The 22,369-nt window shown below is 32.6% G+C and carries 19 protein-coding genes; 17 read left to right on the top strand and 2 right to left on the bottom strand.

Annotated features, from left to right (window positions below; genetic code table 11):
• The first annotated feature begins 146 nt into the window (after positions 1-146).
• The 4 genes from BUE22_RS22685 to BUE22_RS22670 all read left to right on the top strand — a co-directional run bounded on the left by BUE22_RS22685 (position 147) and on the right by BUE22_RS22670 (position 2,692).
• Positions 147-677 (top strand): RNA polymerase sigma factor, encoded by a 531-nt coding sequence (locus tag BUE22_RS22685; protein ID WP_042566920.1) that lies wholly within the window; start codon positions 147-149, stop codon positions 675-677.
• Positions 677-1,453: an anti-sigma factor gene (locus BUE22_RS22680; RefSeq protein ID WP_244152494.1), complete on the top strand. Its 777-nt coding sequence runs from the start codon at positions 677-679 to the stop codon at positions 1,451-1,453. The genes BUE22_RS22685 and BUE22_RS22680 overlap by 1 nt, the downstream gene beginning before the upstream one ends.
• A gap of 106 nt (positions 1,454-1,559) precedes the next feature.
• Positions 1,560-1,940, top strand: coding sequence for a DoxX family protein (locus tag BUE22_RS22675; protein WP_073398236.1), 381 nt, complete (start codon positions 1,560-1,562; stop codon positions 1,938-1,940).
• A gap of 17 nt (positions 1,941-1,957) precedes the next feature.
• Positions 1,958-2,692 carry a DUF3667 domain-containing protein gene (locus tag BUE22_RS22670; protein WP_073398235.1) on the top strand — a complete coding sequence of 245 codons (735 nt, stop codon included), beginning with the start codon at positions 1,958-1,960 and terminating at the stop codon, positions 2,690-2,692.
• A 219-nt stretch (positions 2,693-2,911) separates the two neighbouring features.
• Here BUE22_RS22670 and ccsA read toward each other — a convergent pair whose 3' ends face one another.
• Positions 2,912-6,127, bottom strand: coding sequence for a cytochrome c biogenesis protein CcsA (gene ccsA, locus BUE22_RS22665; RefSeq protein ID WP_073398234.1), 3,216 nt, complete (start codon positions 6,125-6,127; stop codon positions 2,912-2,914).
• 311 nt (positions 6,128-6,438) lie between these two features.
• Here ccsA and BUE22_RS22660 point away from each other — a divergent pair, with 311 nt between their 5' ends.
• The gene (locus BUE22_RS22660) at positions 6,439-8,127 is read left to right on the top strand and encodes a glycoside hydrolase family 28 protein (protein ID WP_073398233.1); all 1,689 of its coding nucleotides are present in this window, start codon (positions 6,439-6,441) and stop codon (positions 8,125-8,127) included.
• Between the two features lie 59 nt (positions 8,128-8,186).
• Here BUE22_RS22660 and BUE22_RS22655 read toward each other — a convergent pair whose 3' ends face one another.
• On the bottom strand, positions 8,187-9,149 hold the full coding sequence (locus BUE22_RS22655; RefSeq protein ID WP_243396831.1) for a hypothetical protein: 963 nt from the start codon (positions 9,147-9,149) through the stop codon (positions 8,187-8,189).
• Positions 9,150-9,330: 181 nt separating this feature from the next.
• Between BUE22_RS22655 and BUE22_RS22650 the strand changes: the two genes are divergently transcribed.
• The 12 genes from BUE22_RS22650 (at position 9,331) to BUE22_RS22595 (ending at position 22,317) form a co-directional block, all read left to right on the top strand.
• Entirely contained in the window at positions 9,331-10,092 is a 762-nt protein-coding gene (locus BUE22_RS22650) for a Rossmann-like and DUF2520 domain-containing protein (RefSeq protein WP_073398232.1), read from the top strand.
• The gene (locus tag BUE22_RS22645; RefSeq protein WP_073398231.1) at positions 10,076-10,603 is read left to right on the top strand and encodes a KdsC family phosphatase; all 528 of its coding nucleotides are present in this window, start codon (positions 10,076-10,078) and stop codon (positions 10,601-10,603) included. The genes BUE22_RS22650 and BUE22_RS22645 overlap by 17 nt, the downstream gene beginning before the upstream one ends.
• Positions 10,604-10,701: 98 nt before the next feature.
• On the top strand, positions 10,702-11,628 hold the full coding sequence (locus BUE22_RS22640) for a geranylgeranylglycerol-phosphate geranylgeranyltransferase (protein ID WP_073398230.1): 927 nt from the start codon (positions 10,702-10,704) through the stop codon (positions 11,626-11,628).
• A complete protein-coding gene (locus BUE22_RS22635) occupies positions 11,621-12,205 on the top strand; it encodes a Maf-like protein (RefSeq protein WP_073398229.1) in 585 nt (194 codons plus the stop codon). Before BUE22_RS22640 ends, BUE22_RS22635 begins: the two co-directional genes overlap by 8 nt.
• Before the next feature lie 10 nt (positions 12,206-12,215).
• Positions 12,216-12,746, top strand: coding sequence for a mechanosensitive ion channel family protein (locus BUE22_RS22630; RefSeq protein ID WP_042566912.1), 531 nt, complete (start codon positions 12,216-12,218; stop codon positions 12,744-12,746).
• 116 nt (positions 12,747-12,862) lie between these two features.
• Positions 12,863-13,966 (top strand): AI-2E family transporter, encoded by a 1,104-nt coding sequence (locus BUE22_RS22625; protein ID WP_073398228.1) that lies wholly within the window; start codon positions 12,863-12,865, stop codon positions 13,964-13,966.
• A gap of 198 nt (positions 13,967-14,164) precedes the next feature.
• A complete protein-coding gene (locus tag BUE22_RS22620) occupies positions 14,165-15,886 on the top strand; it encodes a hypothetical protein (RefSeq protein ID WP_317043548.1) in 1,722 nt (573 codons plus the stop codon).
• A 218-nt stretch (positions 15,887-16,104) separates the two neighbouring features.
• Positions 16,105-16,626, top strand: a complete 522-nt coding sequence (locus tag BUE22_RS22615; RefSeq protein WP_073398226.1) for a hypothetical protein — start codon at positions 16,105-16,107, stop codon at positions 16,624-16,626.
• A gap of 185 nt (positions 16,627-16,811) precedes the next feature.
• Positions 16,812-19,343, top strand: a complete 2,532-nt coding sequence (locus tag BUE22_RS22610; protein ID WP_073398225.1) for a PIG-L family deacetylase — start codon at positions 16,812-16,814, stop codon at positions 19,341-19,343.
• A 124-nt stretch (positions 19,344-19,467) separates the two neighbouring features.
• On the top strand, positions 19,468-21,192 hold the full coding sequence (locus tag BUE22_RS22605) for a sodium:solute symporter family protein (RefSeq protein WP_042566907.1): 1,725 nt from the start codon (positions 19,468-19,470) through the stop codon (positions 21,190-21,192).
• Positions 21,193-21,228: 36 nt separating this feature from the next.
• Complete coding sequence (locus BUE22_RS22600; protein ID WP_042566906.1) at positions 21,229-21,573, top strand: DUF805 domain-containing protein; 345 nt, start codon at positions 21,229-21,231, stop codon at positions 21,571-21,573.
• 12 nt (positions 21,574-21,585) lie between these two features.
• Positions 21,586-22,317 carry an alpha/beta hydrolase gene (locus BUE22_RS22595; RefSeq protein WP_073398224.1) on the top strand — a complete coding sequence of 244 codons (732 nt, stop codon included), beginning with the start codon at positions 21,586-21,588 and terminating at the stop codon, positions 22,315-22,317.
• The last annotated feature ends 52 nt before the right edge of the window (positions 22,318-22,369 follow it).

Here is a 22,369-nt window from a genome sequence, read left to right as displayed (position 1 = left end):
AACATTATTTTTCGTAAACCCCTTATTTTTGAAGACCTGACAACAATTTAAAAAAAATGTTTTTTCATAAAAAAAATAAATTATCTTTATCTGATTGTAATAAAATATTTCCTAAATTTTTTGTTTAAGCTTAAAAACCAAAATGTATGAGTCAAGAAGAATTATTAGTTTTAATTTACAAAAAAGACGAAAGAGCTTTTACCCATTTGTATGATATGTATTCTAAAAGTTTGTTTTCGGTCATCAATGTTCTCATAAAAAACCGTGAAGAAGCTGAAGATGTTTTGCAGGAAGTTTTTGTAAAAATCTGGAAAAATATAGATTCGTATAACGAAAGTAAAGGTCGTTTTTATACCTGGATCCTTAATATAGCTCGTAATACGAGCATAGATAAGTTAAGATCTAAAAATTTTAATAATAGCCAAAAAAACCTTTCTTCGGATAATTTCGTAAATCTGTTAGATGACAGTAATAAACTCACTAATAAAATTGACACCATTGGAATTCAGGAATTTGTAAAAAAATTGAAACCAAAGTGTATTGAAATTATTGACTTATTATTTTTTAAAGGATATACACAACAAGAGGCGTCAGAAGAACTGGCAATTCCGTTGGGGACTATCAAAACGCAAAACAGAAACTGTATTAACGATTTACGTAATTATTTAAAAATATAATGGAAGCACAAGAATATATAGAATCAGGAATTTTAGAACTTTATGTTTACGGTTTATTAACCGAAACAGAAAATCTGGAGATAGCCGAAATGGCAAAGAAAAATCCCGAGGTTGAACAGGAGATTCTTGAGATAGAAAGAGCTATTATAGCTTTATCATCGAGTTTTTCACCTTTTCATTCTGTAGCTAATTTCGAAAAGATAAAAGCACGCCTCGAGCTGAAACATGGCAAAGTAGTCGATATGAAACCAGCATCAAACTGGTCTCAATATGTGGGCTGGGCTGCTGCAGTTTTAATGCTTTTGGGGCTTGGATATCAAACTTTAGAATTAACAAAAACCAAAGAAGCTATTGCAACTGTTGGTAACGAAAAGAATAAAATTCAGAGAGAGTTTGCTTATTTAGATCAGCAAAATAAAGAAACGGAGAAAAACCTAACCATTGTTAGAGATATCAAAAACACTGGTGTAACACTTGGCGGTCAGACCGTTTCTCCAACTTCTTTTGCCAAAGTATACTGGAACAAAGACACCAAAACGACTTATATAGATGCTGCAGGTTTACCAAAACCTACAAAAGGCATGGTTTATCAGGTTTGGTCTTTAAAATTAAGCCCGGTTCTTACACCAACAAGTATTGGTTTACTGGATAATTTTGAAGAAAATGATCAAAAGATCTTTGCTGTAGATCAAACAGATTCGGCAGAAGCTTTTGGAATTACACTTGAGCCGGCCGGAGGAAGTGCAACACCTACATGGAACAATTATATACTTTAGGAAAAGTTTAAAATACAATTTAAAACAAAAACTTAAAACGCATATTAATTTATTTTAATATGCGTTTTTTTATTATTTTTAATTCAAAAGACTAATAATCAAATATATGAACGGAAATTTACTTTTAAGAATCGCAACTGCAATCATACTTCTCTCCCACTCTGTTTTTGGAATTTTTAATAATGGTATAAACGATTTTGGAAATCTATATCTTAATCAGATTGGTTTTGCACCGTTTGGTGTTTTTCTGGCATGGTCAATAAAAATTTCGCACATCATTGCTGCTATATTGTTACTACTAAACAAATATGTTAAGCCTGCAGGTTTTGTTACTATTTTCATTTTGATAATGGGCATAATTTTAGTTCATTTTCAAGAAGGCTGGTTTGTTGTTGGAGCCGGGAGAAATGGTGTAGAATATAACTTTTTGCTGATTTTTGTTTTATTAGCCATTATGTATCCAAACGGTTTTAAGAAATCTGAATAATTTAAAAGTTTAAAAATATGGAAATAACCTGTAAAAATTGCAATCAGACTTTTAAAGGACATTACTGCAATAATTGCGGACAACCTGCGGATACGCACAGAATAAATGCACATTTTTTATGGCATGATATTCAACACGGATTATTGCATTTTGATAATGGGATTCCTTATTCAATTAAACAATTGTTTATAAGACCAGGGCATTCAATTCGGGAATTTATTGAAGGAAAACGAATAAGACATTTTAAACCTTTGTCTTTAGTTGCAGTTTTGGGAGCACTTTATGGTTTTTTGTATCATTATTTTCATATCAATTTATTTCAGGCTTCTACAGATTTAGAGATTGATTTTAATGATTATAATGAGTGGATGGCAACTCATTTTGCCTGGGTTACGATTGCTACAATTCCTATTTATACTATTGGAACTTATATTGTTTTTAGAAAACAAGGCTATAATTTTGTCGAATTATTTGTATTGAACACTTTTAAGGCTTCACAAAGACTTTCTGTGCAAATTTTGACATTTCCAATACTTTTATATTTAAATAGTATACATCATGCTGAGAGGTTTTCATCTTTGACTTATCTTCTTGGTATTATATTGATATTTTGGACAAACATTCAGTTTTTTAATAAAATGTCAAGAACAAGAGCTTTCTTTTTAACGATTTTAAGTCACTTGATTTTTTTAGTTACTTTTTTTATCCTAATTATTATAGTGCTTGCTATTATTGGGAAATTGCCGAAATAAGAAATTATAAATGATTACTATTTGAATGCTCTAATGAAACCAAGTGCCCTAGCCCTGATGGGAACGGCATCATTTTATGGTGGTCCCGAGGCTTCGGGATCCATAAAAGATACAGTGGACAGCAGGAAACAGCTTCTAATTCTGCTAATGATCAAAAAAAAAGGTTCAACTTTACGCTGAACCTTTTAGAAGAATTAATAATTTGCTTTCTAAAATTATTTATTTTTTTGCTTTTACAGCTTTTTTGTTTTTATAATACTTATTGTATTTTGGATATGTTATAAGTGCAATTAAGGAAATAGTTCCTAGTGAATAATAAACCCAGCTTAGTGAATGCGCTTCTCCGCTTGCGTAAGAGTGCAGACCAACCAAATGGAAATTTACTCCATAATACGTAAATAAAATCGATACAAAAGCGTACATACTCATTACGTTGAAAAACCATTTACTACGAAGCGATGGTACAAAACGAGCGTGAATTACGAATGCATAAATCATGATTGAAATTAATGCCCAGGTTTCTTTTGGATCCCATCCCCAGTAACGTCCCCAGCTTTCGTTGGCCCATTGTCCTCCAAGAAAGTTTCCTATTGTTAACATAATCAAACCAATAGTTAACGCCATTTCGTTGATATAAGTGATTTCTTTGATGTTTAATTCCATTTTTGCTTTGTTTTTCTCATTGGTAAAGAAAATCAATATCAGGGCTACAAAACCTAAAATCATTCCAAGTGCGGTAGGTCCGTAACTTGCCACAATAACTGCAACGTGAATCATTAACCAATATGAATTCAAAACAGGTTGTAAATTGGCAATTTCCGGATCAATCCAGTTGGCGTTTGATGCCATGAAAATCATCGCCGTCACAAACGCTGCAGATGCCACAGTAAGTTTCGATTTTCTGTCAAAAGCCAATCCAAAGAACATTGTTGACCAAGCTACATACACAATGGCTTCATAAGCATTACTCCACGGTGCGTGACCCGAAATATACCAACGGGCAATTAATGCGACTGTGTGAAGTGCAAAAATTAACCCAATTAATATATGAAAACCATTTACAGTGATTCGTAACCATTTTTTATCGAAAAAGATACTGAAAAGTGTAAAAATCAACATGAAGATTCCTGAAAGAGAATACCAGTAAAACATTTTTGGCAAAATATTATAAGTATTGTACGCGATTTCAAGGTCAATTTTTTGTTCGCTTGGGCGTACTTTACTTCCAAATTTCTTCTGAAAACCATTAATACTTTCAACCAACTGATCGGCAGTACCAAAGTTTTTAGTAATAGAACCGTTGTTTAATGCACTAAAATACATTGGCAGAATTTGTTTTACATACGTAGAATCCATTCCTTTTAAGCCTGCATTATTCAATTCTAAATAAGAGATCCATTTATTGTTTGGGTCATTCGGAATAGGAAATATTCTTAAAATACTTCCGCTTAATGCCGACTCCATTAAATTTACTTTTTTATCAGCTTCGATAAAATCTTTCTCAAAACTATTTGGATTTCCTGCTTTGTAAGCAGCATCTAAATAAGGCGCAAGTTTATAATTTCCGTTTTCGTCAAAAAACTTTACAAACGGAGCTAATTTTGCTTTTCTGTCAATACCAATAATTTTACGGATACTATCATCTTTTGTATTCAGGTAAATAATAGGAACCTGAATCCAAACCTGGGCGTATTGCGTCATAGACAAAAATACCTGATCAGAATTCATTCCATTATAGGTATCGCTCTGGCTCACTTTTCTCAATAATTCAGATGAAAAAGTATTGATAGGTTTCATTCTACCGCCAGCATCCTGAATAATCAAACGCCCAAATTTTGCAGCATGTTCTTTCGGCGCTTTATATATTGTCAATAACGAATCTATTTGTTTTTGACTTGGTGGAGCAGTAACGTGATTGGCGTGATCGTTTGGATCTTCGTTATGCGAATGATTATGTTCATGAACATGAGGCGCTTGCGCAAAGCCATTCAGACTAAATAATAAAACAAAAATGGTAATTAGTTTTTCTTTTTTCTTTTTCACTGCTTCTAATTTGCGTTTCAAATCTGCAAAACGAGAATGTTTGGTAAACATAATGGCCATCAAACCAAAGAACAACATAAAATATCCAAAATAAGTAATTGAAGTTCCCCAGAAATCATGGTTTACAGACAATACAGTTCCTTTTTCATCCGGATCAAATGATGATTGAAAAAATCTGTATCCTTTATGATCTAAAACGTGGTTCATATAAATATCAGCATCAAAAGTTTCTGCAGAATCCTGAACGGTTACTTTACTTTCAAAAGAAGAATAACTTTTCTCAGTTCCAGGATATTTGGTTGCTATAAAGTCGTTTAATTTTACTTTAAATGGCAAAACATAGGCTTTACTTCCGTAGAATAAAGTGTATTCAATTTTTCCTATTTTAACTGTTTGAGGTTCACCAATACTACCTTTAGAACCTAAAAGTCTCACTTCTTTTTCCTCCCCATCTGCTTTTACTTTTACAACTAAAGCATCGGTATGAGATTTTGCTTTATAATCGTTATTAGATTCATAATCAACGATTCCTCTAACAGCAGGATCTGGAAAAACGATTCTAATATCACCAATACTATATAAAGATCGCATCATTAACGGCTGCACATTATCTTTAGTAACATCACCTTCAAACTTATCAGCCATTCTCATAAAACGTCCTTCAAAAGGTGTTTGAATGGTGTATTTTTCGCCGGTTGTATTGATATTTATGGCACCATCTGTTGGTTTATTTAAAGCAAATAAAACATTGTGAATGTTTTGAACTTCACCTTCTTTTAGGAAATGTTCTTCACGTCCGCCTGCTCCTGCTTCTACCAATTTAAGGTATAAAGTTCCGTTTGCACTTGGTTTTATAGTTTCTTTAGCGCCCATGATATATTTGTCGAAAGTCACTTCAAAAGGAGTTTCATCAAATTTTCCTGAAATACTAAAATCATTATTGGTAACGGGCGATAACAAAAGGCTTTTTTCAAAAACCCTGCGTTTCATTTCGCCTTTATATTCACCATCAGCAAGGATTGTAATAAATGTTTTATCAGAATAGATTTGGTTTTCGGCAGCGCCTTCGCGAATTGGCATCATACCTTCGTAACTAATATAACGGGTAATAAAAGCTCCTAAAAGAATAAAAATAAAAGCAATGTGAAGTAATAAAGTTGCCCACTTTTCTTTTTTTAATAATTGATAACGTTTGATGTTTCCAAAGAAATTGATCAGGAAGAAAACCATTATGGCTTCAAACCACCAGGTATTGTAAATTAAAATTCTGGCTGTATCGGTATTGTATTTACTTTCGATAAAAGTTCCAACACCCATTGCGATTGCAAATGTTAAAAAAAGAACGGCCATTAATCGTGTAGAAAACAAAAAAGAGAATATTTTTTTATCCATTTTTGAGGAATTACATTGTATAAAAGTGCCACAAAAGTACTTAAAAATGTTGAGTATCGATATTTGCCATTTGTTAATTAAAACCAAAAATAGGCTTAATTTAATTTGATGTTTTCATCTTAAACAAGTTAAATACTACAATTAATCTGTTTTAGAATTTCGTTTGAAAATGAAAAATTTTTATTAGATTTGTGTAATCGATTACATTTTTAATTTATATTTGAAAAACAGGAATTATTTCAGAATTGATAAAAATCGAGATTCAAAATAAGAATTACAGCTATTAATAACCACACTCATCTAATTTCGAAATGAAAACTAACTCAACTAACTTATTGTGCATTCTCGCAGCTTTTTTAGCTACTTGCTTTTCAGGAAGTATTCAGGCTCAAAAATCAAAAAAAACTGACATTTATTCTGGTATTGAATTTAAAATGTCGAAAGTTCAGGAACCACAAATTCCTAATAACTCCGTGAATATAAAAGATTTTGGAGCTGTAAACGGCGGTTACACTCTTAATACAAAGGCTTTCGCCGATGCTATAGAAGCTGTTTCAAAAAAAGGAGGCGGAAAAGTTGTTATTCCACCCGGAATATGGCTTACAGGGCCAATTATTCTGAAAAGTAACATTGAATTGCATGCAGAAACCGGGGCATTAATTAAATTTTCGACAGATAAAAGTTTATATCCTATTATAGAAACCAGTTTTGAAGGTTTAAATACATGGCGATGCATCTCTCCTATTTATGGTAAAAATCTCGAAAACGTTGCTTTTACAGGAAATGGTGTTTGGGATGGTTCAGGTGAAGTTTGGAGACAAGTTAAAAAAAGCAAACTAACAGAAAGCCAATGGAAGAAAGTCATTGCTTCTGGAGGAGTTTTAAATGAGAAAAAAGAAAGCTGGTATCCATCAGAAACTTTTATGAAAGCTTCTATTGGTGCTGATCAGAATGTGCGTCTTGATTTAAAAACAAAAGAACAATTTGAAGCTATTCATGATTTTCTTCGTCCGGTAATGGTAAGTATTCAAAACAGTAAACGAGTGCTGTTTGACGGACCGGTTTTCCAAAATTCCCCGGCATGGAATATTCATCCTTTAATGGTTGAAGATTTAATTGTTAGAAACGTAACCGTTCGCAACCCATGGTATTCTCAAAATGGAGACGGTCTTGATGTTGAATCCTGTAAAAATGTATTGATCGAAAATTCCAGTTTTGATGTTGGTGATGATGCTATTTGTATTAAATCAGGAAAAGATAAGGATGGTCGCGATCGTGGCGTTCCCTGCGAAAATATCATTGTAAGAAACAATATTGTATATCACGGACACGGCGGAGTAACGGTAGGAAGTGAAATGTCTGGTGGTGTAAAAAACCTTCACGTATCTAACTGTACTTTTATGGGAACTGATGTTGGATTGCGTTTTAAAAGCACACGCGGACGTGGCGGAATTGTTGAGAATATCTATATTTCAGATATTTTTATGACCGATATTCCATCGCAAGCCATTTCTTTTGACCTTTATTATGGAGGAAAATCTATCGCAGAAACTTTGGCCGAAGGTGGAAATAAAATCAATACAAAAGCGATTCCGGTTAACGAAGAAACCCCACAATTCAAAAACATTTTGATTAAAAACATAACGATTTCAGGAGCTTATCAGGCTGTATTCTTGCAAGGTTTGCCTGAAATGAATCTGGAAAATATCGAGATTTCAAATCTAACTGCAAAAGCAGAAAAAGGTTTTTCGATCATCGATGCAAATGGAATTAAAATAACAAATGCCAAATTAGACATCAAAAGTCCAACCATTTTTGAAATCTATAACGGAAAAAACATGTCATTAAAAAATGTTGAATTCAACTCGACTTCTGCAAAAGCCGTTACTATAGATGGCGCCGCAAGTGAGAAAATAGAATTGGTTTCTTCTAAAGATGTAAATTATTCTAAAACAACAACTATTGGTGAAACTGTTTCTAAAGGAGCGGTGAAAATGTAAAAAGATAAAAAAATATAACCCAGCTTATTGATACTAATTTACGCTGGGTTATTTTAAAATTATTTAGATAATGTGTTTTTCTTCAAAGCTATTATTTCTTCATTTTGCTTTTTATTTTCTTCTATCAAACTTTGAATATTCTTGTTTTGATCAATCATATAAAGTGTCAATTCCTCTATTTTCTGCAAAAGCTTGGCATTCATTTCGCCTAGATTAATACCGTTTTTAAGCACTTCTTCTTCATTTGGAATATTTTCTAAATGTCCTTTTTCATTAATATGTTTTTCAACTTCTGCAAGCGTTGGCAAATTGTATTCCTTTTTAAAAACAAAGTCAGACCAGCCAAGCAAATCTACTTTTACTTCTTTGGAGTGAATAGTTCCGTTTACGTCTAATTTATTAGTTGGGTTTGCTTTTCCAATACCAACGTTACCATCTATTAGAAAAAGTTCATTCATATATCCTTTTGAATAAGAACTTAATACTAGTCCCATTTTAGAATTTACCCCTGCTGCATAAGACAAATAACTTCTTATTTGAGGTCCTTGCAAATCAGATCCATAAGAAGTAAAAGTAATAATATTACCCTTTCCATCTAAATTGTCATAATTTCTTAAAATCAAATTTCCACTTATATCTAATTTTGCCAATGGATTAGTGTTACCAATTCCAACATTACCGTTTCCATCTGCCATTAATAATTGTTTCCACCCTCCCCATTGTCCATCAGTTGCAAATGCATTTCTATAAAAAATTCCGCCATTGTTGAAATTTAATTGATGGTTTTTATCTCCTGTATTATCATGCCACTGACCCACAGTCAAATTTGTTGACCAATATCCTTCACCAGGAACATTAATAACACTTCTTTCTTTAAAATCTGCTCTAATGTTATAGAAAGTGAAATTTGGTAAATCATTTATCGCTCTAGTATCATTTATTGATAAGGAAGTTGCAGTTTGTGCATCAATATTATTAATAGAAAGGAATATCAGAAAAACTGAGAATATTTTTATTTTCATAAGTATTTTATGTTTAGTACTATTATTGTTTTTTGCTCCCAAAAATAGATTAAAGAAATGATATTTTTTAGTTTTATTGTGAGTATTTGTCTTACTTACTTTACCTAAAAACCGGATATTTTTTTAAGTTTATCAGTCATTATTTCAAACTTGTATTAAAAAATAATGCTAATTTTGCGTTATGATTAAAATAACGTTAATTGGTTCCGGAAATGTTGCGCAGCATTTGATAAAAGCTTTCGCTAAAAGTGAGCTTGTTGAAATTGCACAGGTTTTTTCCAGAAAAAAAGAAACTCTGGCTTCTTTGATTGAATTTGATAAAATTGTAGACGATTTTCAGGATTTAAAGGAAGCAGATTTATATATTATTGCCGTTACAGATAACGCAATTTCCGAAGTTTCTGCACAATTACCTTTTAACAATCAGCTTGTTGTTCACACTTCAGGAACTGCATCAATAGATACTTTGGATGCTAAAAACCGTAAAGGCGTTTTTTATCCCTTACAAACTTTTTCTAAAAATAAGGATGTTGATTTTTCAGTGATTCCGATTTGTCTGGAAGCTGAAAACACATTTGATTTTCGTGTTTTAGATACCGTAGCAAAAAGTATTTCAAAAGCTGTTTTTCCTATAAATTCTGAGCAGCGCAAGGCACTTCATGTCGCTGCAGTTTTTGTGAATAATTTCACCAATCATTTATATCAGATTGGTCAGGAAATTTGTGAAGCGAATAAAGTTCCTTTTGAAATATTGAAGCCTTTAATTCAGGAAACGGCTGATAAAATCAATACTTTAAATCCAACTGAGGCTCAAACCGGACCTGCAAAACGCAATGATTCGACTACAATTGAAGCGCATTTGGAGTATTTAACAAATGAAAATCAAAAGAATATTTATAAAATACTAACACAATCTATACAAAATAATGGCAAAGAGTTATAAAGAAATAATGAACGATATTACAACATTTGTTTTTGATGTTGATGGCGTACTTACAGACAGTTCCGTTTTTGTAACCAGCGAAGGTGAAATTCTTCGCACGATGAATATTCGTGATGGTTTTGCCATGAAAGCAGCTGTAGAAAGTGGCTATCATGTTTGTGTTATTTCTGGCGGAAGTAATGAAGGTGTTCGTGTTAGACTTCAAAATTTAGGCATTAAAGACATTCATTTGGGAACTCCAAACAAAGTTGAAACCTTTAGGGAATACACTGATAATTATAATATTAAACCGGAACAAGTTTTATACATGGGCGATGATATTCCTGATTTTCATGTTATGAAATTAGTAGGATTACCAACTTGTCCGCAAGATGCAAGTCCTGAAATCAAAAATATCTCCCGTTATATCTCTCACGTAAAAGGCGGACGAGGTGCTGCACGCGATGTAATCGAGCAAGTGATGAAAGTACAGGGAAAATGGATGGAGTATTTTAATGGTCAGCACGACTAATAATTATGAATTATTAATTATAAATTATTAATGATTTTCGTTGTGGTAAAAAGCCTATGAACCTTTGTCCCTCAGAACCTTAGAACCTTCAAAAAAAAATGAAATACCTTAAACTCATTCGTTACCAAAACCTGTTAATGCTGGCTTTTATGCAGCTTTTATTTCGTTATGCTTTTTTAAAACAGCAGGATATTCCTTTGGCTTTGGCCGACTGGCAATATGGATTATTGGTATTAAGTACCGTTTTATTAGCGGCAGCGGGGTATGTAATTAACAATATTCTCGATGTTGCTACAGATAGAATTAATAAACCAAATGACGTAGTAATTGGCAAAGGGATTTCTGAAACCCGTGGTTACAATATTTACATTGGGTTAAATATTACAGGTGTTGCCATAGGTTGTTATTTATCAAATGTGATCATGAGACCAACTTTTGCCGTGATTTTTATATTGATTGCTTCGGTACTTTATTTTTATTCTACAAGCTTAAAACAAATTATGGTTTTAGGAAATTTTGTAGTAGCCGCTGTATTGTCATTTAGCGTTATAATTATTGGTGTTTTTGATCTTTTTCCGGCTACAAATGCCGAAAATCAAGCGCAAATGGCGAGTATGTTTTCTATATTAATTGATTATGCCTTGTTTGCATTTATGATTAATTTTATTCGCGAAATAGTAAAAGATATCGAAGATGTAAATGGCGATTATAATCAGGGAATGAACACTTTACCAATTGCAATTGGAAATAGCAGAGCTGCAAAAATAGCCTTGGGATTTGCTATTATTCCTTTCATATTGTGTTTACTTTACATTAATAAATACTTTTTAGAAAACAATTTATATATCGTTACTCTGTATGCTTTTGCTTTTGTTTTAGCACCGCTTTTATACTTTATAGTAAAAACATTTGGTGCAAAATCACAAAAAGAATTCCATCATTTAAGTAATGTTTTAAAACTGATTTTGCTTTTCGGAATTTTATCAATTTTGGTTATTACCTTAAATATCAAGTACAATGCTTAAAGAAAAATTAAAAAAATATACTTTAATCCTGGCTTCGGGATCTCCACGCAGACAACAGTTTTTTAAAGATTTAGACCTTGATTTCGAAATCAGGTTAAAAGATATCGAAGAGATTTATCCACCGGAATTAAAAGCTGTTGAAATAACCGATTATTTGGCTGAATTAAAAGCGAGCGCATTTGAAGGTGAACTACAACCAAACGAAATTTTAGTGACCAGCGACACCATAGTTTGGCATCAAAATAAAGCATTAGGAAAACCTAAAAGTGCCGAAGAAGCTTTTGAAATGATCAAATCAATGTCGAATACTACACACGAAGTATTTACATCGGTTTGTTTTAAATCGAACTCTGCTTCTACCCTAATTAATGATGTAACAAAAGTAACCTTCAAAGATTTGTCTGACGAAGCTATTTTATATTATATAGAAAATTACAAACCTTATGATAAAGCCGGTGCTTATGGCATTCAGGAATGGTTTGGTTTTATGGCAGTTGCAAAAGTGGAAGGCTCTTATACCAATGTTATGGGCTTACCAACAGCTAAAGTTTACGAATATTTGAGTACTTTAGTGTAAAAATTTATTTATGTTTTCTTTCAAAGAATATAGTCAGGAGATCTTAACCACCGTCATTCTTCTTTTAGCCTTAATGGCATTACGCGTTATTATTGCAAAATTAATTCGTCGTTATGCACATTCAAGTCAATTATTAGAACATCGAACTAATTTGGTCATAAAGTATATTCACATACTAATGAATATATTGGTAACCATTAGTTTAATTGTTATTTGGGGTGTTGATACCAAAGATATTTTTATTACCGTTTCTTCAATTGCTACCGTTATTGGCGTAGCTATGTTTGCGCAATGGTCTATCTTGAGCAATATAACTTCGGGAATGATTTTGTTTTTTTCATTTCCTTTCAGAATTGGCGATACTATTAAAATTCATGATAAAGATTTTCCCATCGAGGCAGAAATAGAAGACATTAGTGCTTTTCATGTTAATCTTCGAACAAGAGACGGAGAAAGAATCATTTTTCCGAACAATCTACTGCTTCAAAAAGGGATTTCAATCATGCCAAGCCATTATGAAGATAAAGAGTTTTTTGACTAAAATTTATAATGGGAATCTTGTAAAGTAATATAAAAAACGTACAACACAATTTTGTGAGAAATTAAGGAATTTTGTTTAGATCAATTTTCGATCCATGTAACTTAATTTCTATACCAATGATTCGAACAATAAAATTGCCATTTTACGCTAAACTTTCCTTCATTCTTATAACTTTAATTTGTTTTGCATTTATATTTTGTGTCGGAAAAGATATCATTACACCCGTATTGATGGCCTTTTTATTTGCCGTTTTATTACTGCCTATTTTTACTCTTTTAAACGTCAGACTTAAATTTCCCAGACATCTTGCCGCTATACTTTGTGTTTTAATATTTGCTGCATTTATTGTGGGCATATTAGTCTTTATATCTTATCAGGTCAAAGATATCGCGAACGATTTTGATGCTATAAAGAAAAACGTTAATGTCTTTATAATTGAGGTACATAAGTTTGTAAAAGACAATTTTCATATCAGTATTGGTGAACAAAAAAAATACCTTGATACAGTCACCAAAGATTCCGTTAAAAACGGAGGTGTCGTTACTTTGGGTTCTGCAATACTATCGATCACCGATCTCTTAATAGATTGTACTATTATTCCAATTTATACGTTTTTGTTCTTGCTGTACAAAGATCATTTTATTCTTTTTCTGGCAAAATTAGTCAACAAAGAAGACCATTCTGCTTTAAAAGATATATTAGGACAAATACGGGTTTCTATAAATAATTATATTGTTAGTTTATTGTTAGAAATGATTGTAGTTTCAATTTTGACCGGTTTAGGGCTTTGGATTGTAGGTGTCAAATATTTTATTCTATTAGGATTAATAACCGGAATTTTAAACCTAATTCCTTATATAGGTATTACAATTGCGGGTATAATAACTCTTTTGGCATCTTTATCCGGAACGCCCGAAACATCTGTGTTTTTAAGTATTCTGTTAGTAAATCTCGTTGTTCAGTTAATCGATAATAATTTACTTGTGCCTTTAATTATTAATTCTAAAGTAGAAATTAATGCTTTTGTATCTATTTTGGGAATCATTGTTGGAGGAGCCGCTGCCGGAATTTCAGGAATGTTTTTGGCGATTCCGCTTTTAGCTATTTTGAAGATTATTTTTGAAAGAATAGAATCGTTGGAACCATGGGGATATTTAATGGGAAATCACATGCCGAGAAAATTTACATGGAGAATCAGAAAACTCAAAATTGAAAATTAAATAATATAATTGATTCTTTTAAAAAATATCAGCTTTATTTATCTTATATTCATGTAAAAATTATCTGTAAAAAGCCCACTATACTTAATGTTCCGAAACTTTAAAATAATACTTTCTATTTCACTATGCTTTTTTTTGCAGAGCATTTGTGCGCAGGTAGATAAGCCAAAACCGGAAACCAAAAAAGATAGTGCGGCAATGTATAAAAAAATCCAAAATTATTCTAAAAAACACAAGTTTACCAAAACTTTGCACAAATTACTTTTTAGAGCCAATAAACCTAAAAAGAAAGAAGCTGAAATTATAGAAAAAGATACGGCCAATTACGATGGTAAAATTATTAGAAATATAACTGTAGTAACCTTAGATCCGTTTGGTCATTCGATAGCAGATACTACGGCAAGGCCTCGAAATTGGGGAGAACGAACCGGTAATAAACTTCATCTTAAAACTAAAAAAATAGCCATTTACAATTTATTGCTATTTAAAAGAAATGTTCCGTACGATTCTTATAAAGTGCAGGAATCTGAGCGTCTTATACGTGCGCAGCGATACGTAACTGCGGTTCGAATTACAAAGCAATTAGCGAGTCCGGCCTCAGATTCTGTAGATGTTACCATTCGCGTTTTAGATTCCTGGAGTACCATTCCAAAATTCTCCATATCAAGCAGCCGGGTTTCTGTGGGATTTAAGGAAAAAGATTTTTTTGGTTCAGGCCAGGAACTTGAATATCGCTTTACCAATCGTTTTGATGACGGCCAAAATGCCAATGACGTTATCTACACAATACCAAATATCAAAAACACCTATATTAGTACCAAACTAAGATACAATATGGATTTGGATAATAATTATTCTAAAAGTATTGATATTGAACGTGATTTCTACTCGCCATTGACCAAATGGGCAGGCGGAATGTTTTTTGCACAAAACTTTAGAAGAGATACACTTCAGGCGCCTTTACCTGATACAACATATGCTTTTCAGCCTTTTAAAAATAATGTACAGGATTTCTGGGTAGGAAAAGCATCAAAGGTTTTTGAAGATGATAATAATGGCGTTACCAATTTAATTGTATCTGCCCGTTTTCTGAATGTTGATTATACGGAAACGCCATCCGATTTATATGATCCAACACATTTTTATTCAGATGAAAAACTGCTTTTAAGCGGTATCGGAATCAATACCAGAAAATTCGTTAAAGACAGTTATATTTTTAGAAACGGTGTAACAGAGGACGTTCCTATTGGTAGGATTTATGGCATTACGCTTGGTTATCAGTATAAAAATAAATATTGGCGGCCCTATGTAGGAGCTCAGTTTTCTTTTGGAAATTACTATGACTGGGGATTTTTAAGTACCAATTTTGAAGCCGGAACTTTTTTTCATCAATCAAAAACGTATCAGACTTCGTTTTTATTTGAATCGAATTATTTTACCAAATTATATAGCATAGGAAATTGGAAATTAAGACAATTCGTAAATCCAAAACTGGTTTTGGGTGTAAATCGTGAGAAAATTATTGGAGACGAACTTAATTTAAATGAGCAAAATGGTCTTGCCGGATTTAATGCTGCATTATACGGAACTAGTAAAGCGGTTTTATCATTACAAACACAAACTTATTCTCCGCATGCACTATGGGGATTTCGTATGAATCCGTTTTTTAATTACTCCATTGCAGTGTTAGGAAGTCCGAATGATGCCATGTTCAACAACAAAGCTTATCAAAAAGTAACAATTGGTTTATTGATCAGTAATGACTATTTAGTGTTCAGTTCCTTTCAATTATCCCTGTCATACTACCCAAGTATACCGTTACAGGGTGATAATGTATTCAAAACCAATACTTTTGAAACTACAGATTTTGGTTTACAGAATTTTGAACTTGCAAAACCAAGAATTGTTGAATATAAATAATCGATTTTGTCTTTTTATTTTTTGCAAAAAAAATGAAGAAAAAGTGCTTTTTTAAAATTTAAGTAACTTTTTAAAAATCAACACATTCCCAATGCAGTAGCGGTTTTACATCGACGAAACCTATATTTTATTCGTCAAAATACAAGCTGTTTTTATTTTTGGCACAGTATATGAATATCGTTAAATAACATTACGATTAATATAAAAAACTAAACAAAATGAAAACAATTAAAATAGCAATCGCAGGATTATTTCTTTTGGTTGCAAATGCCACACAAGCCCAGGTATCAGTTAATGTAAATATAGGATCGCCTCCAGCTTGGGGACCATCGGGATATTCTGAAATGGAATATTATTATTTGCCGGATGTTGAAGCGTATTATGATGTTAGAGCTTCACAATTTATTTATTTTGGAGGAGGAAGATGGGTTAGAGCAACTCGTTTACCAAGACAATATCGTAATTATGATTTGTACGGAGGATATAAAGTAGTTTTAAATGATTATCATGGAAGAACGCCTTATACGTATTTTGACAGACACAGAGTAAAATATTATAAAGGATATCATGGTGCACCACAAAGACCATACAGACCAAGACCGGTTTATGGTTACAATGATCGTCATGACCACAGAGATGACAGACGCCACGATAACAGACATCATGATAAACATGATAGACACGATAAGCACGACAGACACGATCACGATGATCACGATGATCACCGTGGAAGAAGATAATTAATAGCCAATTTTTTTAAAGGAGAGTATCAAAATAATGATACTCTCCTTTTTATTTTTGTTTTTTTCTGTGTTTTCATCTTAAAAATCGGATCGATTTTTGAGCATTAACATTTCATTTAAATACTGTTCCATAAAATAATTAGTATTTTTGAAGCTATTTCAAAAAACAATCAAATCACACCATGCGAAAAATACAGGTTCAATTAATTCTTTTATTTTTTATAGGTTTTCAAATCTCATTTGCACAACAACCACAAAAACCAAGTTCTGTAGAAATCTACAATCAAATCAAAAAACTAAACTTTTTAGGTTCTGTATTATATATTGCTGCGCATCCGGATGATGAGAATACCCGTTTAATCTCTTATATGGCAAATGAAATAAATGCCAGAACAGGCTATTTATCATTAACACGAGGCGATGGAGGACAAAACCTAATTGGATCGCAATTGCGTGAATTATTAGGCGTTATAAGAACTCAGGAATTAATCGAAGCAAGAAAAATTGATGGTGGAGAACAGTTTTTTTCACGTGCCAATGATTTTGGTTTTTCTAAAAACCCAGACGAAACTTTACAAATTTGGGATAAAGATAAAGTACTTGCAGATGTTGTCTGGACAATCAGAAAATTTCAGCCAGACGTCATCATTAATAGATTTGATCATCGTTCGCCGGGAACCACTCACGGACATCATACATCATCGGCAATGCTGAGTATTGAAAGCTATAAATTAACAAATGATCCTAAAATATATCCTGAGCAATTAAAATATGTTAAACCATGGCAGGTAAAACGACAGTTTTTTAATCCTTCGTGGTGGTTTTACGGAAGTCAGGAAAAATTTGATGCAGCTAATAAATCGAAGTTCACCAAACTGGAAACAGGTGTTTATTATACCGGAATTGGAAAATCGAATCAGGAAATTGCTGCTTTAAGCCGCAGCCGTCACCAATCGCAAGGTTTTGGAAGTACGGGCGTTCGCGGAAACGAAACCGAATATCTGGAACTTATTAATGGAGAAAATCCTAAAGATCGCGATAATTTATTCGACGGAATCGATACAACATGGAACCGTGTTAAAGGGGGGAAACCCGTTGGAGAATTAATTTCTAAAATTATTTCAAACTATAACTTTAGTAACCCATCTGCCAGCGTTCCCGATCTGGTAAAAGCCTATTCGATGATTCAGTTATTAGAAGATGACCATTGGAAAGAACTAAAAACTAATGCAATAAAAAGTATTATTGCCTCTTGTTCCGGACTTTATCTGGAAGCTGTTGCCGCCGAACAGGAAGCAACTCCGGGAAGCACTGTAAAATTAAGTCTGGAAGCCATAAACAGATGTTCTGCTTCAATGGAATTAACGAGCGTAACAACATTACCGGACAATAAAACTACAGTTCAAAACAGTATTTTACAAAACAACAACGATCAGAAAATCAATCTTCAGATTCAGCTTCCAAATACAATTGAATACACGCAGCCCTATTGGCTAAAAGAAAAAGCAAGCATAGGAATGTACACGGTTTCGAATCAGGAAAATATTGGAATTCCTGATATTATCAGAGAAGTAAAAGTTGTTTTTAATGTAAAAATTAATGGCGTTGAAATTCCGTTTGAGCGCATTGTTGTTTACAAATACAACGATGGTGTAAAAGGAGAAATGTATAATTTTCTGGATATAGTTCCAGAAGTTACGACTTCAATTTTAGAAAAAGTTTTACTTTTTGGAAGTACAAAAAGCAAAATGATTCCTGTAAAAGTTCGTGCAGGAAAAGACGATATAAAAGGCATTTTACAACTTGAATTACCAAAAAGCTGGGCCGTTTCTCCAAAAGAAATTCCGTTTACATTAGCAAAAAAAGGAACAGAACAAATTTTTTATTTTGAAGTTACACCGCCAACACTGCCGGAAGAAGCCGTTGCAAAAAGTGTAGTCACTGTGGATAATAAACGTTTTGATAAAGATGAAATTGTCATTGATTTTAATCACATTACCAAACAAATGGTTTTAAAATCGGCAGAATCAAAATGTATTCGAATAGATTTAAAAACTTCAGGAGATGCCATTGCCTATATTATGGGCGCCGGCGATGAAGTTCCGGAAAGTTTGACGCAAATGGGATATAAAGTTACGATTGTAAAACCGGAAGAAATTACGCCAGAAAAATTAGATTCATTTAGTACCGTAATTACCGGAATTCGTGCTTACAACACCGTAAATGCATTAGCAAACAAACAAAAAATACTCTTTGATTTTGTAAAAAGCGGTAAAAACATGATTGTTCAGTACAATACTTTTGGCAGAATTGTAACCGATCAGATTGCACCATATCCTTTAAAAATATCAAATGATCGTGTTACCGAAGAAAATGCAAAAGTTACTTTTTTAGCACCAAATCACCCTGTCTTAAACACGCCAAACAAAATTACGACAAAAGATTTTGAAGGCTGGACACAAGAACAAGGTTTGTATTATCCTAATGATTATGATGCTGCCTTCACTCCTATTTTATCATCACACGACAAAGGCGAATCTGCTAAAGATGGCGCTTTATTAGTAGCACCATACGGAAAAGGATATTACATTTACACAGGCTTAAGCTTTTTTAGGGAATTGCCGGAGGGCGTGGCCGGAGCTTATAGGTTATTGTCGAATATTATTTCGCTGAAACAGCCAATCGAAGCGCCTAAACAAGAACTAAAAAAATAGAGATTTCAAGAATATGGAAGCTAAAAAAACAAAAAAATGGAAAAAAAGCTACACCTACGTTTTGGTAGCCAACGCAATTTACATTGTGATTTTTTTCTTAATCATGCAATTATACTCATAACTTATGCAATTATTTGATTGGATCGTACTGATCGTTACGCTTTTATTTATTGTTGGTTATGGATCCTGGAAAACCAAAGGAAGTAAAAACGTCGAAGATTTTATTTTAGGAAACAACGAAACTCCCTGGTATACAGTTGGTCTTTCTGTAATGGCGACACAAGCCAGCGCAATTACCTTTTTATCAACTCCTGGGCAAGCCTATCATGACGGAATGGGTTTTGTGCAATTCTATTTCGGATTGCCAATTGCTATGATTGTAATTTGTTTGACATTTATTCCGCTTTATCATAAAAATAAAGTTTTTACAGCCTATGAATTTCTGGAAAAACGATTCGATTTAAAAACGCGTTCTCTTGCTGCTATTCTATTTTTAGTACAAAGAGGTTTGGGAACAGGGCTTACCATTTATGCTCCTGCAATTATTTTGTCGGCACTTTTGGGTTGGAATTTAACTTTTATGAACATCATGATTGGTGTTCTTGTCATTATTTATACATTTTCGGGAGGAACAAAAGCTGTAAACGTAACCCAGAAACAGCAAATGTTTGTAATTATGTCCGGAATGTTTATCACGTTTTTCCTGATTTTGCATTATTTGCCAAACGATATGACTTTTAACAGTGCAATGCATATTGCAGGTGCAAATGATAAAATGAATATTGTCGACTTCTCTTTTGATCCCGAAGAAAAATATACTTTTTGGAGTGGTATCACAGGCGGATTTTTCTTAGCCCTTGCCTATTTTGGAACAGATCAATCGCAGGTTGGTCGTTATTTATCAGGAAAATCGATTCGCGAAAGCCAAATGGGATTAATAATGAATGGACTTTTAAAAGTTCCGATGCAATTCTTTATTCTGTTAACCGGAGTTATGGTTTTCGTGTTTTTTCAATTCAATCCGGTTCCGTTAAATTTTAATCCGAATAATAAAATTGTAATTGAAAAATCGGCTTTTAAGGAAGAATATCATGCCTTAGAAAAAAAATTAAGCAAACTTTCTGAAGATAAAAAAGTAATCAATTTATTGTATATTGATCAGTTAAATCAGGATTATGACAATCCAATTTTACGTAAAGAGTTAGTTGCTTTATCCAATAAAGAAAAAGATTTGCGCGATCGTGCCAAAGAAATTATTTCAAAAGCCGATAGTAATAGTGAAACCAATGATAAAGATTATGTATTTTTTCATTTCATTTTACATTATTTACCAAAAGGTTTAATTGGTTTATTATTAGCTGTAATTCTTTCGGCAGCGATGTCGTCAACGGCTTCAGGATTGAATGCATTGGCATCTACAACAGCAATTGACATTTACAAACGAAATCTGAAAACCGAAAAATCAGAGAAACATTATTTAAATGCAACAAAATTCTTCACGCTTTTCTGGGGAATTGTAGCCATACTTTTTGCCTGTGTGGGAACTTTGTTTGAGAACTTAATTCAGCTTGTAAACATAATTGGTTCTATTTTTTACGGAACTGTTTTAGGAATCTTTTTAGTTGGATTTTATTTGCGCCGTGTACGAGCAAAAGCAATGTTCATCAGCGCTATTATTAGCCAGACTACTATATTTTTCATTTATTATTTTATGATCTACAGCCAGGAAAAACTGGGTTATTTGTGGCTGAATTTTATTGGGGCCATTTTAACAATTGTATTGTCATTGTTGATACAATTTTTCTTTTTTAGAGGAGAGAAAGATGTTGATCAAATAGTTCTGGAGTAATTATTTAAATACACATAAAAAGAATAATGAAATTGTATGGAATATTTAAAAAACACACTCTTTTTCTATTCTTCTTTTTCTGGAAAATCTGGAAGAATCGAGTATGGAATTTATTGCATAGTTAATATTTTAATGTATTATTTTGCTTTAGATCTATACCATGATGTTAATTTAGATAATGAAAAGATTCTTAATTTATTTTATGTATGTCTCATTATTCTAATAATATTTGTTCCAACGCAGGCAGCAACGACAAGAAGGCTTAGGGATTTAGATGCGAATCCGACATTTATTATTTTTAATTTTATTCCTATCCTGAATTTAGCTTTTATATTTTTTTTATTAATAGCAAAGAGAAATATTAAATTACAAACTAATTAATATTTAGTAGCTATGAAAAAGAAATACCAAATCCTAAAAATCATAAAAAGAATTTGGTTTACCATTGCCATTTCGTTTACGATTTGGTTGTTTTATTCTTATCAGGCTAAAGATGTTCCGGATTACTATTTAGAGAGCAATGCTGCAATATCAGTAAAAGACAGCGATGATTATTTTCTGTTTGAACCAAAGCAGAAATTTGATAAAATCTTTATTTTCTACCCCGGCGCAATGGTCGATCCAAAAGCGTATGTGCCATTATGCAGAAAAATTTCAGAAAACGGAATCAAGGTTTATTTGATAAAAATGCCATGGAGATTAGCTACGAAAGGTTATGAAATTCCAAAACAGCTTGATTTATTTGCCGATAAAACCAAAACCTATATTTTATCCGGACATTCGCAAGGCGGAAAAATGGCTGCTCAGTTTGTCAAAGAAAATCCTGATTTAATTCAAAAACTCATTTTAATTGGAACAACACATCCGCGAGATATTTCATTGGCAGAAAGTAAAATTCCCATATTGAAGATATACGGTTCAAATGACGGTGTTGCCGATGAAAGAACAATTTTTAAGAATAAATCTAAACTTCCTGCAAATACAAAATTTATAAAGATTGAAGGTGCCAATCACGGGCAATTTGGCTATTATGGTTTTCAATTGGGAGATAATTCAGCAACAATTTCCCGTGAAAAACAACAGGAAGAAACACTCCGCCCCATACTTAATTTTATAAGTAAATAATTATGTCATAATTGTAATAAAAAGACTATTTTAGTATTTCCAAAATCTAGCC

Origin of the sequence: Flavobacterium pectinovorum (genome assembly GCF_900142715.1) — a bacterium.
Lineage (GTDB): Bacteria > Bacteroidota > Bacteroidia > Flavobacteriales > Flavobacteriaceae > Flavobacterium > Flavobacterium pectinovorum.
The sequence above is the reverse complement of the archived record's forward strand: the minus strand, read 5'-3'. Positions and strand labels throughout refer to the sequence as shown.

Coding starts and splice junctions, on each gene's coding strand:
- BUE22_RS22685 (WP_042566920.1), top strand. CDS start 147: ATGAGTCAAGAAGAATTATTAGTTTTAATTTACAAAAAAGACGAAAGA.
- BUE22_RS22680 (WP_244152494.1), top strand. CDS start 677: ATGGAAGCACAAGAATATATAGAATCAGGAATTTTAGAACTTTATGTT.
- BUE22_RS22675 (WP_073398236.1), top strand. CDS start 1,560: ATGAACGGAAATTTACTTTTAAGAATCGCAACTGCAATCATACTTCTC.
- BUE22_RS22670 (WP_073398235.1), top strand. CDS start 1,958: ATGGAAATAACCTGTAAAAATTGCAATCAGACTTTTAAAGGACATTAC.
- ccsA (WP_073398234.1), bottom strand. CDS start 6,127: ATGGATAAAAAAATATTCTCTTTTTTGTTTTCTACACGATTAATGGCC.
- BUE22_RS22660 (WP_073398233.1), top strand. CDS start 6,439: ATGAAAACTAACTCAACTAACTTATTGTGCATTCTCGCAGCTTTTTTA.
- BUE22_RS22655 (WP_243396831.1), bottom strand. CDS start 9,149: ATGAAAATAAAAATATTCTCAGTTTTTCTGATATTCCTTTCTATTAAT.
- BUE22_RS22650 (WP_073398232.1), top strand. CDS start 9,331: ATGATTAAAATAACGTTAATTGGTTCCGGAAATGTTGCGCAGCATTTG.
- BUE22_RS22645 (WP_073398231.1), top strand. CDS start 10,076: ATGGCAAAGAGTTATAAAGAAATAATGAACGATATTACAACATTTGTT.
- BUE22_RS22640 (WP_073398230.1), top strand. CDS start 10,702: ATGAAATACCTTAAACTCATTCGTTACCAAAACCTGTTAATGCTGGCT.
- BUE22_RS22635 (WP_073398229.1), top strand. CDS start 11,621: ATGCTTAAAGAAAAATTAAAAAAATATACTTTAATCCTGGCTTCGGGA.
- BUE22_RS22630 (WP_042566912.1), top strand. CDS start 12,216: ATGTTTTCTTTCAAAGAATATAGTCAGGAGATCTTAACCACCGTCATT.
- BUE22_RS22625 (WP_073398228.1), top strand. CDS start 12,863: ATGATTCGAACAATAAAATTGCCATTTTACGCTAAACTTTCCTTCATT.
- BUE22_RS22620 (WP_317043548.1), top strand. CDS start 14,165: ATGTATAAAAAAATCCAAAATTATTCTAAAAAACACAAGTTTACCAAA.
- BUE22_RS22615 (WP_073398226.1), top strand. CDS start 16,105: ATGAAAACAATTAAAATAGCAATCGCAGGATTATTTCTTTTGGTTGCA.
- BUE22_RS22610 (WP_073398225.1), top strand. CDS start 16,812: ATGCGAAAAATACAGGTTCAATTAATTCTTTTATTTTTTATAGGTTTT.
- BUE22_RS22605 (WP_042566907.1), top strand. CDS start 19,468: ATGCAATTATTTGATTGGATCGTACTGATCGTTACGCTTTTATTTATT.
- BUE22_RS22600 (WP_042566906.1), top strand. CDS start 21,229: ATGGAATATTTAAAAAACACACTCTTTTTCTATTCTTCTTTTTCTGGA.
- BUE22_RS22595 (WP_073398224.1), top strand. CDS start 21,586: ATGAAAAAGAAATACCAAATCCTAAAAATCATAAAAAGAATTTGGTTT.